Genomic DNA, 12,700 nt, shown 5'->3' with positions numbered 1-12,700 from the left:
AAAAATAAGATGCGGGGTGTATTATGCGAAAAGAAGGGTGACCCGAAAATATTTTTCTCGGGTCTCCCCATGTGGTATTATTCTTTAGGAGCTTTTCTCTGAGCTTTTACTTCCTGAACTTCATTACGGATCTCTTGAGCCATTTTCTTCAGTTCGCTCAAGCCTTTTCTCAAACGAGTTCCTGCTGCAGCCTGCCCTTTTTCGTAAAATTTGACTACATCGGCTTCCAAACTTTTAACGAATTCTACCAGTTGTTGGTATTTTTGCATACTTCCTCCTTTTTTTAGTTAATGATTACATTTTCGAGTATTATTTCAGCAATATCTTTAACTTCTATTTCGTTAGATTTATCGAGACTTTTCATACCGTCGTTTAACATCGTCATGCAGAAAGGACATGCTGAAACGACTTTTTGAGCTCCCGTTTCAACAGCTTCTCGGGAGCGATTGATATTAATTCTTTCTCCTTCGTTTTCCTCCAAAAACATTCTGCCGCCTCCGGCTCCGCAACAAAAACCTTTGTCTTTTGAACGTTCCATTTCAATTAATTCAAGACTCCCAAATTTATTCAAAATTTCACGCGGTGGATTATAAATATTATTATATCTTCCCAGATAACACGAATCGTGATACGTCACTTTAATCTTTTCCCTGCTTTCATTATTTATTTTAATCTTCCCTTCTGCGATTAGTTTTATAAGTAATTCCGAATGATGCTCTACTTCGTACTTACCACCAAATTTGGGGTATTCGTTTTTTATCGTGTTGAAACAATGTGGACACGCAGTCACAATCTTCTTTACGCCATAATTATTTAGTGTTTCTACATTTTCTTGAATTAGCATTTGAGCCAGATATTCGTTACCGAGCCTTCTTGCCGTATCACCGTTACATTTTTCCTCAATACCTAGAATTCTGAAGTTAATATTTGCAATTTGCAGCAATTTTGCAATTGCTTTTGTCACTTTTTGATATCGGGCGTCGAAAGAACCCGCGCATCCTACCCAGAAGAGATATTCACATTCAGGGTCTTCTGCCATAGTTTTAATATCCATCCCTTCTGCCCAATTGGCTCTATCCTGCCAATTAAAAGCCCAGGGTGTGAAATTCGTTTCAATATTTTTGAAAACCGTATTGAGTTCCGGAGGGAAATTTGATTCCATCAATACAAGATTCCTGCGCATATCAATAATTGCATCGAGGTGCTCAATCGAGACGGGACATTCGTAAACGCATGCACCACATGTAGTGCATGCCCATAATTCCTCGTCGGTAATGTAATTATGCACCAAAGTTTTTTCTAATAACTGATTCTCATCATCGCCTTTTAAGATCAATGGCGCTTTCTCTTCTGTGCGATGACGAATATTGATGATAATTTCTCTTGGGGATAATTTTTTCCCTGTGTTTGCAGCAGGGCAAGCCGCTGTGCATCTTCCGCATTCTGTACACGAGAAACCATCGAGCAGCTGTTTCCAGGTTAAATGTTCAATATCAGCTGCACCAAATTGCTCTCTATTTTCATCTTCAAGGTCGATTGCTTTTGCAATAAACTTTTCGTTACCCAGTTTCGAAAAAAATACATTCGGAATCGAAGTAACAACGTGAAAATGCTTTGAATAAGGCAAAAAGTTTAGAAATAACAAAATTAAGCCGATGTGCATCCACCAGAAAAATTCGTAATAAGCTACATGGACATAATTAGAATCACTAAAAAACAATTTGCTGATAAACATCGATACAGGCTTAAACTCGAATAATCCATAACGAAAATCATTGTTTATAATATTAATTACATTCTGACCGAACATCGAAAATACAATACCAAATATCATTAGAAGAATAACAGCTGCATCGAGATTTCCTTTTTTACCCACATTTAAACGGGGAACTTTGATTATAAATCTCCTGTAAAGCGCTGCTAATACGGCAATCATCACAAAGAAGCCAAAGGTATCCTGTACAAACGTAATTAAAAGATAAATCCTTCCGAGGAAACTGAAATTAAAATCATAATAAAATCCCTGAATGATCGACTCGACTACAACCAGCAAAAAAAGCATAAATCCCCAGAATATTAAAAAGTGAATGATACCAGCTGCAGGTTCACGTAATAGCTTTGATTGCCCGAATGCAATTTTCAGTACATTTTTTATTCTTTCGGAAATATTATCAAATCGGTTTTCTGATTGCCCTATGCGCAGGTAAGAAAGGATTCTCCTTAAATTGTAGAAGAAGAATCCTATCGCAAATAAAAATAAGAAAGAAAAAATTACGCTTTTAATTCCCATCAATCACTTCTGTTTAATTTGAGAATGACAACCTGAATTTATTTCTTTTTCAGAGTAAAGAATAAAAGAGTGGCGCCAACTACTTTCAAGATATCCCAAAGGGTAAATAAGATCGCACCGCTAAATAAAGCTGTCCTTAGGTTACCTCCGAAGAAAATGGAAAGATAAAGTGCACCGGATAAAATAATCATTGCATCAGCCAGAAGAAATGTAATAAATACTTTTAATAAACCACTATTTCTTTCAAGCAGATAACCCGCCAAAAATGCTGCAAATGGGAATGCGAGCAAATAACCACCTGTAGGACCAAATAATTTCATGAAGCCAAAACTGAAACCCGCAAATACAGGAATACCAATTGCACCTGAAATTATGTATAAAATCTGGCTGTATGCGCCATTGCGTGCACCAAGAAAAGCTCCCGAAAGCAATACTATCATCGTCTGCAAAGTAAATGGGACGGGTTGAGTTGGGATTATAATCTGAGCACTTAAAAACGTTAAGACTGAAAAAAGAAGAATAAGAGTTGCTTCTTTTGATTTCGTCAAGGAAATCGGTGAAATAAAACGTTTTACATTTTCTTTGGTAATCATAGTATCCTCTTTATTTGAGATTATTATTAAAAAACGTCAAAGTTTTATCGAGTAATTTATCAAATTTTTCGTTTGATTGCTCAAAAGGATGAACAATTCCAAATGTATGGCCGGTATTGTTAATAATATAGAGTTCTGTTTTTTCTTTATTTGCCCAATTGTAAAGCTCCACTGCTTCCTCCAATTGAACAGCCACGTCCTGGTCGCCATGGGCAATTAACACAGGACGATTAAAATTGGCAATTGCTTTTTGAATATTGAGCAAACCTTCTCTGTTTTTTTCGATATCTTCCAGAAGGGAAAGGTTTAATTTAAGTTTTTGTTTTGTGCGCATATTCAAAACCTCTAAATAACCTTTGCTGCGCCACTCTTTTTTTTGTCTTTCTGAATAGCGATCTAATCTCGATATCGATGCCCAGAGTGCAACTGCTGGAATATCAACTCTGCGAGCTGCATTTAAAATTGAGATTGCACCTCCCCTGCTATGTCCGATATAACCAATTTTACCTTTGAAATTCAAATTCAGATAATCGTTATAGAGTGCATCGGTAATTTCATTTAGTTCTCGTATCTCGCGTGAAAAAGTATTTGCAGCGAATTTGTCGAGTTGTGTAAAATCATTATTTTCATCGATGCCGTTGTGTGAAAAGTTAAAGGCAATGGTTAGATAGCCATTATTTGCAAAAAATTCTGAAGCATATGGTCCAAACCCCCAATCCTTAAAACCTTTGAATCCATGAACAAGAACGAGTGCATTACCAGAAAATCGAGTTTCATTCAGGTATGCAGTAGCATTAATCTGTTCTTTGTCGGAAGTCGTAAAATTGAAATTTCTTATCATATTGCACGAAATATCAAGATTCGTTGGTCTAAAGTCAAGTAAATTTCTTTAAAGCTAAAGTCTTTTTACTTTTATCCGATTATTAAAGTAGAATAAATAAAGACTAGTGCCATGACTATTGAAGAAAAAGCAAAATGGTTTGACGTAGCAATGAGATTTGGATTGGAGGGTAAGATACATCTGGTTATGAAATCATATAAGGATGGGGTTGCAAAATGGGCTATAGTCGATACAGCCAGTAATAAGGTACTCAATTCAAATCTGGAATGGGAGCCTGAACCGCCGGCTAAAAAAAGGGATGAAAGTTTTTTAATACGTACGCGTTTCGATTTCGAAAGCGCAGTTGCTCTTTATAAACAATACAAAATGTTTGCCGTCGAAGCTTCCGAAGCGGTTTAATTTTCTTTTAGTATTCATTTGCGTATTTTTGACCTTCAAAAAAGGTCAGAAATCAATTATGTATCTAAAATTTACCGATGAACTCCAAATGCTCCGTCAAACCGTCAGGGAATTTGCATTATCTGAGATTAAACCGCTTGCCCGGCAAATTGATGAAGAAGAATCAATTCCTCGCAAATTAATCGAAAAAATTGCAGAAGTAGGACTACTTGGAACAGCTTTTCCAGAAAAATATGGCGGAGGCGGTTTCGGAGAAGTCGGATATTGTATTGCTCAAGAAGAAATTGCCAGAGCGTGCGGTTCGACTGCCACTTTTATCGGCGCTCACCAATCAATAGGAGCCAATGCTATTTTTATAGGTGGTTCTGAAGAATTAAAAGTTAAATACCTCCCTTCTTTAACATCCGGTAGTAAAATTGCCGCATTCTGTCTTACTGAAGCTCAAGCCGGTTCAGATTCTTTCAATATAAAAACATCCGCAATTAAAAAAGGAAATAAGTGGATTCTTAACGGAGAAAAATTGTGGATAACCAACGGCGCAATTGCGGATATATTCAGCGTATTTGCCAGGACAGAAAAAGGAATTACCGGTTTCGTCGTTGAAAAAGATTTTGGGGACGTTGAAATTGGTCCAAATGAAAAAAAATTGGGTATACGCGGTAGTGTAACCAACGCTGTCCGTTTTAACAATGTAGAAGTGCCGGCAGAAAATATTATAGGGAAAGAAGGTCGTGGCTTTCCAATTGCGATGAAAACTTTAGACGCCGGCAGACTAACCATTGGAGCCTGCTCGCTTGGCGCGGCAAAAGAGATGCTCGAACTTTCAGTTCAATATGCAAATCAAAGAGTACAATTCGACCAGCCGATATCACGTTTTGAAGCAATTCAATTTATGATTGCAGATATGACTTCAAAAATATATCTTATGGAAAGCATTTTATACCGCGCTGCACAAAAGTACGACGAAGGCCTCGATGTAAGTCAGGATGCAGCAATAGTAAAGTTATATTCTTCTGAAGCCGTTCAAAAAATAGCAGACATGGCACTCCAGATCCACGGTGGTATGGGGTATTCCCGGGAGTTACCGATTGAACGTTTTTACAGAGACGTCCGAATACTGAAAATTTTCGAAGGCACAAGCGAAATTCAAAAGTTGATTATCAGCAGAAAGACTATAAAAAATAACGGCAAATGGCTTATCGATGGTTAAAAAAATATTAATTATCCCTTCAATCGATATTCAAGACGGTAAAACTGTAAGAGTCGTTCAAGGCATACCAGAATTAAATTGTCCATCTTATGGAAATGACCCAGTTGAAATGGCACTTATCTGGCGCGCTGAAAACGCAAAGTGCCTTCACGTTGTCGACTTCAATTCAGCATGGTATCATTCACATGTAAACCATGATGTAATCAGACGAATATGCGAAAGTGTAATTATTCCGGTAGAACTCGGAGGAGGAATTAGCAACCTTGAAGATGCTGAAAGGGCTTTCGATTTAGGCGCTGCTCGAATTGTAATCGGTACACTTGCCCACGAGAATCAAAAAGAATACGTAAAAATCCTTGAAAAATTTTCGCCCAGTAAAGTTGTTGCAGCTATTGACGTAATCGAAGGTCAGGTGGTAACTCGAGGCAGAAGAGTTTTTACAGGCATTGATGCACTTGAATATGCAAAAAAACTGAAAGAACTCGGCACAGAACGTTATATTGTAACTGATGTAAGAAGAAACGGCATGTTATTGGGTCCGAACATTGAATTATCCAAAAAAATTGCCGAAATTACAGAAAAGAAAGTCACACATTCGGGAGGGATATCTGGTTATCAGGATCTGATACAATTACAAAAAGAAGGTGGCAACCATATTGATTCTGTCATAATTGGAAGAGCTTTGTACGAAAATCGTTTCTCCTGTCAAAAAATATGGCGTGTGGCAGAAGCTGGATTATTTAATTGAGTCGAAAGATGGAATCTAATATCAGAATACCTCAAAAAAGCAGTTTCTGGACAAATTTGTTCAAAAGTCCAACAGACAAAAACGAACTCGAAGAAGTACTGGCTTCAATACCACCTTTTAAAAAGTTGTCACCGAAATACCTGAAATTACTGATGAAACTCATACACAATCGTTTTTACAAAGCCAACGAATATATCTTTTACCAGAATGACCCCGGAATTGCTCTTTATATAATTGTCAGCGGCGAAGTATTGATTACACAGGAAGATGAAGAGGGGGAACAATTTGACCTGGCTCATCTAACTAGAGGCGATTTCTTTGGCGAGCTGGCTCTAATTGACGAAGAACGTCGTGCAGCAAGCGCTATAGCACTTAAAGATTCTTTTATAGCTGCAATTTTCAAACCCGATCTTGACGAATTTATAGAAGTTCATCCACTGGAAGGAATTAAAATTCTAAAAGGTCTTATTCATATAATTGCAACACGTTTGCGTAATGTTAATAAAGAATATCTGGAACTTTATAATCAAATTAGAACAAAGGAGAAGCAGCTATGAGTCTGATAAAAAAAATTTTGGTTCCGGTAGATTTTTCAGAATACTCTAAAGAAGCTTTGAAATATGCAGTCCAGTTTGCCAAACAATTCAATGCAAAACTTTATATAATCTACGTAATCGAACCAGTTATTTATCCCGCTGATTTTAGTATGGGACAGGTTGCAATACCTTCTCTTGAAAATGATATTAAGAAAAGAGCCGAAGAAGAAATGGACTCTCTAATTAAATCCTTTGTAGATCCATCTCTTGAAACAGACATAATAATTAAAACTGGCAAACCGTTTGTTGAGATTATTGAAACAGCTCGTGAGACAGACACCGACCTAATTATTATGGCAACACACGGACACACAGGAGTGGAACATCTTCTATTTGGAAGCACCGCCGAAAAAGTTGTTCGCAAAGCACCCTGCCCTGTTTTGACCATGCGTAAGCCAATTAAAGGATTCCAGTATAACAAGCAAAACAGTTAAGATTAAATTTACTTTTTTATGAAACAGGATTTTACGGAAGACAATATTTCAGGCAGCAGCGAATTGCTCCAGGAATTGCATGAACATTTAAAAACTCAGAAAAATATTCTCTCGCTTTTCCCTGATTTACTCGACAGTTTTGGCAAAAAATTTGCCGCTTTCGAAAACATCCAAAATTATTTGAATGAATTAAGAAGAGTAATCAAAACAAAAAAGAGCATAGACGAATTTTTTAAAAAATACGATAACTTGATATTAAACATATACGATAACATCTATAACAATTGCCGCACCATACTCATTAAACACTCTTCCTTTATAACAATATCGAACAGTAAAACTGTTTTCGAAATATTAAAACGATTATCAAAGGAAAATAAAGAACTGAGTGTAGTTGTTACAGAATCAAGACCACAATATGAGGGACGGATATTGGCTCGAAGGTTATCAAAAGAAGGAATTGAAGTTAAGTTAATTACAGAGGCAATGATTTATAATGAATCTTTAACATGCGAAGCAGGAATAATTGGTGCAGACACTGTATTAAAAAATGGGAATGTCGTAAATAAAACGGGTAGTGGTCTTCTTGCATTGGCATGCAAATATCGCAATATTCCACTATATGTTGTATGCGATAGACAAAAGTTTTCTAACAAAAACAAATTCACCAACAAACTAATGCCTTCCAACGAAATCTGGAAAACACGTTCCAGAATTAAGATCGAAAATTACTATTTCGAAGAAATCGACAAAAAATTAATCACACATATTTTTACTGATTAGTGGCTGATAGGCTTTCGAGAATCTCTTTTGCATTATTCGCAGCGCGACTATCGGGATGTTTTTCAATCAATAGTTTCCAGTATTTCTTGGCCTCTTTTTCGTTTCCTTTCACCTGTTGTATTACACCCATATTATAAAGTGCAAGCGGGTAATCATCATCCAATTTTAAAATCTTTCTTGTATACTCTTCTGCCCTTTCTAATTCGCCCATGTTAAAATAAATAAATGTCAACTGCAACATTGCATCGAATCTTTTGGGATCGAGGGTATGGAGTTTTTGATATAATTTTAGCGCCTCTTCTGGTTTATGGGACATGGTTAGCATATCAGCGTATTCTCTGATTCGGAGTGTATCATTCGGATTTTCTTCATATGCTCTCTTAAGCTCACTAAGTTTTTGAATAACCTCCTCCATCACATTTGAATCTGAAGGCATTTCCCCTTCTTGTCCTTTTAATCCTTTATGTATTTCGTCATCTGGCATATTAGGATGTAAATTCTTGGGTTCGTTATTTTGGGAAAGAAATACAACCGTAACTATAAATGCTATAAAGACCAATAAATATATATAAATAGATTTGAATTTCATTTTTTTCTGCTCCATAATTATGACTTCTCAAACATAGTAAATTCTATAATAATTAATTCTTTTTTTATAGACATGAGAATAAATGAACTAAAACTTATTCGCTTCTGTTAACGAGATATAATGTCATAATTTGAGGAAGAAAAATGGCTGACACAGGTAAAAACAGAAGAAAAGAATTTGATAATGAAATTGCCCCGCATATTTCAGCACTTAAGTCATATGCTTTAAAATTATCAAGAGATCCAGACGATGCTGAAGACCTATTACAAGACACATTATTGAAAGCATTCCGCTTTTTTGACCAATATGAAAAAGGAACTAACATAAAAGCTTGGTTATTCCAGATAATGAAAAATTCCTTTATCAATACCTACCGAAGGATAAAGCGGCAACCAGGGAAAGTAAATTATGACGATATTGAAAACTTTTACGAAAATATACGTTCCGAAGAAATTACTTCATCTCATGTTCAAAATGATGCTTTTAACGACATTATGAACGATGAAATCGCCAATGCACTGGCAAAACTTCCCGATGAATTTAGAACAATAATTTTCTTGAGTGATATTGAAGGATACACATACGAAGAAATAGCTGATTTTATCGATTGCCCGGTTGGCACAGTTCGTTCTCGTCTTCACAGAGCACGTAAAATGCTTTATTATCTTCTCTATTCATATGCTAGGGATAAATCGCTCATAAAAGAAGAAAATAAATTAATTTTAAATTAATATTAATATTTTATTATTTTTTTGTTGGACTATTAGAAAAATTTTATGTAATTTTGTGAGATGAAAAATCGAGCAACATATCTAAGAGCTACTATCGATAACCTGTATTTTACTATCACTAAATGCTTCTCTTTAAGAGGAGATATTAAATAGCAAATATAAAATAAATCACCCATATAAGCAGGCAAAATTTAATGCCGTGGGGAACTAGTGTGTATTTATTGAAGTCAAAAAACAGTGTAATTTAATAATATAAGGAGATATATAGAATTGAAGATAACCAAGCAATTCACGAACCGGGAAAGCAAATCTTTAGACCAATATCTTCAAGAAATCGGAAAAGTTGACCTCCTTACCCCGGAAGAAGAAATTGAATTAGCCAAACGAATAAAAAAGGGCGATAAGCAAGCCCTCGATAAACTTACGAAGGCTAATTTGAGATTCGTTGTCAGTGTAGCAAAACAATATCAGAATCAGGGACTTCCATTGGGCGACCTGATTAACGAAGGAAATTTAGGTTTAATTAAAGCTGGGCTTCGTTTTGATGAGACCCGCGGTTTTAAATTCATTTCTTATGCTGTCTGGTGGATTCGGCAGTCGATTATGCAAGCTATAGCCGAACAATCCAGAATGGTTCGACTGCCCTTAAATCGAGTAGGCGCATTAAATAAAATGGGCAAAGCTCTAAGCCAGCTCGAGCAGGAATACGAAAGGAAACCAAGCGCCGAAGAAATAGCAGAACAGCTCGACATGGACGTTCAGGACGTCAATTATGCAATGCAAATTGCCGGTAGACATATTTCAATGGATGCTCCCTTCGCTCATAGCGATGATAGTAATAACAGTCTACTCGACGTTATGCCCAATGAAGATCAACCATCACCCGACCATTCTTTGTTGAAAGAATCTCTCAAAACCGAAATTGAACGCTCTCTTTCAACACTTACCGAAAGAGAAGCTGAAGTAATCAGACTTTATTTTGGATTGGGCAAGGAACATTCTCTTACTCTTGAAGAGATCGGCGAAAAACTCAATCTGACGCGTGAACGCGTACGGCAGATAAAAGAAAAAGCTCTTATCAGACTACGTCATTCTTCCAGAAGTAAAAATCTTAAAGCTTACTTAGGATAATCTTCATTTCTACCCCCTTTTTGAGAGCCTCTCATTATTAGTATGAGAGGCTTTTTTTATCCTCCGTAAAAATCTTCTTATATTTGTAGAAAAAAAAGCTATATGAATTCACTTGAAAAATATTTTGAAAAATTTAGACTGAATATTACGGGCATCGACCAGACATTCGATAGTCCTTATGGCAAAAAAAAAATTATCTATGCTGACTGGATTGCTAGTGGCAGATTGTATAATCCTATCGAAAAAATAATGATTGAACGTTTTGGGCCATTTGTAGGAAATACCCACTCTGAGTCATCGGTCACTGGTACTTCGATGACAAAAGCCTATCGAGAAGCTAGGAATATCATAAAAAGACACGTGAATGCATCGAACAATGATGTTTTGCTCTTCGCTGGTTACGGTATGACGGCGGCAGTAAATAAATTTCAGCGTTTGCTTGGACTTAGAGTACCTGAACAGTTACAAAGACATATAAATATTCCGAAGGACGAAAAGCCCGTAGTTTTTCTTACACACATGGAACACCACTCCAACCAAACATCGTGGCTCGAAACAATTTGCGACGTTGTTTTGATACAACCTGACGATAAAGGGTTGGTCGATTTATCTCATTTCAAACATTTACTCGAATTGTACAGTCATCGTAAACTAAAAATTGGCTCTTTTACCGCAGCTTCGAATGTTACGGGAATCGAAACGCCTTACTACGAAATGGCTGAATTGATGCATGAATATGATGGATATTGTTTCGTCGATTTCGCAGCTGCAGCTCCTTATGTAAATATAAACATGCATCCCAAAAATCCAGCTCAAAAACTTGATGCCATCTTTTTTTCACCTCATAAATTTTTAGGGGGTCCCGGTACATCTGGAGTGCTGATTTTCGATTCTCATTTGTACAATCGACGAATACCCGACCACCCAGGTGGTGGAACAGTTGATTGGACTAATCCGTGGGGAGAACATAAATATATTCAGGATATTGAGACTCGTGAAGATGGAGGTACACCTGGTTTCCTTCAGGCTATTAAATCCGCACTTGCCATTAAACTGAAAGAGAAAATGGGAGTAGATAAAATACGCAAACGTGAGAACGAATTGCTGAAAAAAGCTTTCAATCGTCTGAAAAAAATTAATCGTCTTCATATCCTCGCAGCCGAACACGAAGAAAGAATCGGTGTAATCTCTTTTTATGTAGAAAATGTACACTATAACTTAATGGTTAAATTGCTGAACGATAGATACGGCATACAAATGCGCGGCGGTTGTTCTTGCGCAGGTACATATGGCCATTATTTACTTCACGTCGATCCAACACGGTCTAAGTATATTACCGAAAAAATTAACAACGGCGACCTCTCCGAAAAACCTGGTTGGGTAAGACTTTCACTACACCCGACTATGACCGACGAAGAACTTGATTTTATTCTCGATGCAATTGAGGAAATAATTCAGAATGCTGAAAAGTGGTCAAAAGAATACACATACTCCTCACGCACAAATGAATATACCCATACTTTCTATAATGAAAACGCCTGGCAACATATTGAGGAGTGGTTTGAGATTAGGGATTAGGGATTAGAGTTTAGGGGTTAGGGATTAGAATTTTGGAGACGGAATTTTTATATATAATTTCTTTATAAGATGAGAACATTGTCATATATTTTCGTTGCATATTTGCATAATTAAGTCCTTGCATGATATTTTATTGATGAAACACTACTTAATTTAATTCTGTTATATTTCATGCCGGGCAATTTGCTTTATTTTTTCCTGTATGCTTGCTTCCTGGATAATCATTCAAAATGTAAACTCTCAAGCAGCCGACTATTCATTATCAGCTCTCCATATTTAATTTCATTGACCAGATATTATTAAGTTTCAGAATAATTTTTTTGCCAAAATAAATTTTTAATAACCAGCTCTTATCGCATAGGTTTAACTTTTTTTGTGTAGAATAAAATTTAATGGCTTTAAGAAACAACCAAACAATTTTAATCCAAGCAATATATATCTAAGTTTTGATTTTTCATATAAGATAAGAATCAAATTACCACTTCAATTAGCTAAGGCAACACAATCTGAATAAATAATATGGTTTTAACCTTTATTATTTTTGGGTATGTTTATTTACCTGCACTCTGATTGATTTCCTTATTAACCACTATTATAAATAATTTTCAGCTTTTACAATATTAAGAAAATCTATTGCAGTGAGTATAATTATAAATAATGATGAATATTTATACATATTTTTTTCAAAGGATATTGACTTGATAGTTAATTTTTTTCTATCTTTGCTGCCAAATGATGAAAGTATATTTTACATATAACAATACAAACAATAATCAC

Annotated in this window: 14 protein-coding genes; 9 read left to right on the top strand and 5 right to left on the bottom strand. The window is 36.0% G+C overall.

Annotated features, from left to right (window positions below):
- Positions 1-77: 77 nt before the first annotated feature.
- From ACSSV9_RS10900 to ACSSV9_RS10885, 4 genes are read right to left on the bottom strand one after another with little or no spacing between them, the layout of a single operon-like run.
- Entirely contained in the window at positions 78-269 is a 192-nt protein-coding gene (locus tag ACSSV9_RS10900) for a BF3379 family histone-like protein (protein ID WP_437347286.1), read from the bottom strand.
- A 14-nt stretch (positions 270-283) separates the two neighbouring features.
- Positions 284-2,290, bottom strand: a complete 2,007-nt coding sequence (locus tag ACSSV9_RS10895) for a (Fe-S)-binding protein (RefSeq protein WP_437347285.1) — start codon at positions 2,288-2,290, stop codon at positions 284-286.
- Between the two features lie 38 nt (positions 2,291-2,328).
- Positions 2,329-2,883 carry a biotin transporter BioY gene (locus tag ACSSV9_RS10890; protein ID WP_437347284.1) on the bottom strand — a complete coding sequence of 185 codons (555 nt, stop codon included), beginning with the start codon at positions 2,881-2,883 and terminating at the stop codon, positions 2,329-2,331.
- A 10-nt stretch (positions 2,884-2,893) separates the two neighbouring features.
- Positions 2,894-3,724: an alpha/beta hydrolase gene (locus tag ACSSV9_RS10885; protein ID WP_437347283.1), complete on the bottom strand. Its 831-nt coding sequence runs from the start codon at positions 3,722-3,724 to the stop codon at positions 2,894-2,896.
- 111 nt (positions 3,725-3,835) lie between these two features.
- Here ACSSV9_RS10885 and ACSSV9_RS10880 point away from each other — a divergent pair, with 111 nt between their 5' ends.
- The 6 genes from ACSSV9_RS10880 to ACSSV9_RS10855 are packed head-to-tail and all read left to right on the top strand — an operon-like array spanning position 3,836 to position 7,894.
- Positions 3,836-4,123 (top strand): hypothetical protein, encoded by a 288-nt coding sequence (locus ACSSV9_RS10880; protein WP_437347282.1) that lies wholly within the window; start codon positions 3,836-3,838, stop codon positions 4,121-4,123.
- Between the two features lie 58 nt (positions 4,124-4,181).
- Entirely contained in the window at positions 4,182-5,333 is a 1,152-nt protein-coding gene (locus ACSSV9_RS10875; RefSeq protein WP_437347281.1) for an acyl-CoA dehydrogenase family protein, read from the top strand.
- Positions 5,326-6,081 carry a 1-(5-phosphoribosyl)-5-[(5-phosphoribosylamino)methylideneamino]imidazole-4-carboxamide isomerase gene (locus ACSSV9_RS10870; RefSeq protein ID WP_437347280.1) on the top strand — a complete coding sequence of 252 codons (756 nt, stop codon included), beginning with the start codon at positions 5,326-5,328 and terminating at the stop codon, positions 6,079-6,081. Before ACSSV9_RS10875 ends, ACSSV9_RS10870 begins: the two co-directional genes overlap by 8 nt.
- 8 nt (positions 6,082-6,089) lie before the next feature.
- Positions 6,090-6,638, top strand: a complete 549-nt coding sequence (locus ACSSV9_RS10865) for a cyclic nucleotide-binding domain-containing protein (protein WP_437347279.1) — start codon at positions 6,090-6,092, stop codon at positions 6,636-6,638.
- Positions 6,635-7,111 (top strand): universal stress protein, encoded by a 477-nt coding sequence (locus ACSSV9_RS10860; protein WP_437347278.1) that lies wholly within the window; start codon positions 6,635-6,637, stop codon positions 7,109-7,111. The genes ACSSV9_RS10865 and ACSSV9_RS10860 overlap by 4 nt, the downstream gene beginning before the upstream one ends.
- A gap of 18 nt (positions 7,112-7,129) precedes the next feature.
- A complete protein-coding gene (locus tag ACSSV9_RS10855; RefSeq protein ID WP_437347277.1) occupies positions 7,130-7,894 on the top strand; it encodes an eIF2B alpha/beta/delta subunit family protein in 765 nt (254 codons plus the stop codon).
- Here ACSSV9_RS10855 and ACSSV9_RS10850 read toward each other — a convergent pair.
- On the bottom strand, positions 7,884-8,483 hold the full coding sequence (locus tag ACSSV9_RS10850) for a tetratricopeptide repeat protein (protein WP_437347276.1): 600 nt from the start codon (positions 8,481-8,483) through the stop codon (positions 7,884-7,886). The genes ACSSV9_RS10855 and ACSSV9_RS10850 overlap by 11 nt on opposite strands.
- Before the next feature lie 143 nt (positions 8,484-8,626).
- On the opposite strand from ACSSV9_RS10850, the gene ACSSV9_RS10845 reads away from it, so the two are divergent.
- From ACSSV9_RS10845 to ACSSV9_RS10835, 3 genes are all read left to right on the top strand, one after another.
- A complete protein-coding gene (locus tag ACSSV9_RS10845) occupies positions 8,627-9,214 on the top strand; it encodes a sigma-70 family RNA polymerase sigma factor (protein WP_437347275.1) in 588 nt (195 codons plus the stop codon).
- 264 nt (positions 9,215-9,478) lie between these two features.
- On the top strand, positions 9,479-10,345 hold the full coding sequence (locus ACSSV9_RS10840) for a sigma-70 family RNA polymerase sigma factor (RefSeq protein ID WP_437347355.1): 867 nt from the start codon (positions 9,479-9,481) through the stop codon (positions 10,343-10,345).
- 102 nt (positions 10,346-10,447) lie between these two features.
- Complete coding sequence (locus ACSSV9_RS10835) at positions 10,448-11,923, top strand: aminotransferase class V-fold PLP-dependent enzyme (RefSeq protein ID WP_437347274.1); 1,476 nt, start codon at positions 10,448-10,450, stop codon at positions 11,921-11,923.
- The last annotated feature ends 777 nt before the right edge of the window (positions 11,924-12,700 follow it).

It is taken from the genome of Melioribacter sulfuriphilus (assembly GCF_051488685.1).
Classification (GTDB): Bacteria; Bacteroidota; Ignavibacteria; order Ignavibacteriales; family Melioribacteraceae; genus Melioribacter.
The sequence above is the reverse complement of the archived record's forward strand: the minus strand, read 5'-3'. Positions and strand labels throughout refer to the sequence as shown.

What these genes read in the sequence shown, in the direction of transcription:
- ACSSV9_RS10900 (WP_437347286.1), bottom strand. Translation starts at nt 269, where the DNA reads ATGCAAAAATACCAACAACTGGTAGAATTCGTTAAAAGTTTGGAAGCC.
- ACSSV9_RS10895 (WP_437347285.1), bottom strand. Translation starts at nt 2,290, where the DNA reads ATGGGAATTAAAAGCGTAATTTTTTCTTTCTTATTTTTATTTGCGATA.
- ACSSV9_RS10890 (WP_437347284.1), bottom strand. Translation starts at nt 2,883, where the DNA reads ATGATTACCAAAGAAAATGTAAAACGTTTTATTTCACCGATTTCCTTG.
- ACSSV9_RS10885 (WP_437347283.1), bottom strand. Translation starts at nt 3,724, where the DNA reads ATGATAAGAAATTTCAATTTTACGACTTCCGACAAAGAACAGATTAAT.
- ACSSV9_RS10880 (WP_437347282.1), top strand. Translation starts at nt 3,836, where the DNA reads ATGACTATTGAAGAAAAAGCAAAATGGTTTGACGTAGCAATGAGATTT.
- ACSSV9_RS10875 (WP_437347281.1), top strand. Translation starts at nt 4,182, where the DNA reads ATGTATCTAAAATTTACCGATGAACTCCAAATGCTCCGTCAAACCGTC.
- ACSSV9_RS10870 (WP_437347280.1), top strand. Translation starts at nt 5,326, where the DNA reads ATGGTTAAAAAAATATTAATTATCCCTTCAATCGATATTCAAGACGGT.
- ACSSV9_RS10865 (WP_437347279.1), top strand. Translation starts at nt 6,090, where the DNA reads ATGGAATCTAATATCAGAATACCTCAAAAAAGCAGTTTCTGGACAAAT.
- ACSSV9_RS10860 (WP_437347278.1), top strand. Translation starts at nt 6,635, where the DNA reads ATGAGTCTGATAAAAAAAATTTTGGTTCCGGTAGATTTTTCAGAATAC.
- ACSSV9_RS10855 (WP_437347277.1), top strand. Translation starts at nt 7,130, where the DNA reads ATGAAACAGGATTTTACGGAAGACAATATTTCAGGCAGCAGCGAATTG.
- ACSSV9_RS10850 (WP_437347276.1), bottom strand. Translation starts at nt 8,483, where the DNA reads ATGAAATTCAAATCTATTTATATATATTTATTGGTCTTTATAGCATTT.
- ACSSV9_RS10845 (WP_437347275.1), top strand. Translation starts at nt 8,627, where the DNA reads ATGGCTGACACAGGTAAAAACAGAAGAAAAGAATTTGATAATGAAATT.
- ACSSV9_RS10835 (WP_437347274.1), top strand. Translation starts at nt 10,448, where the DNA reads ATGAATTCACTTGAAAAATATTTTGAAAAATTTAGACTGAATATTACG.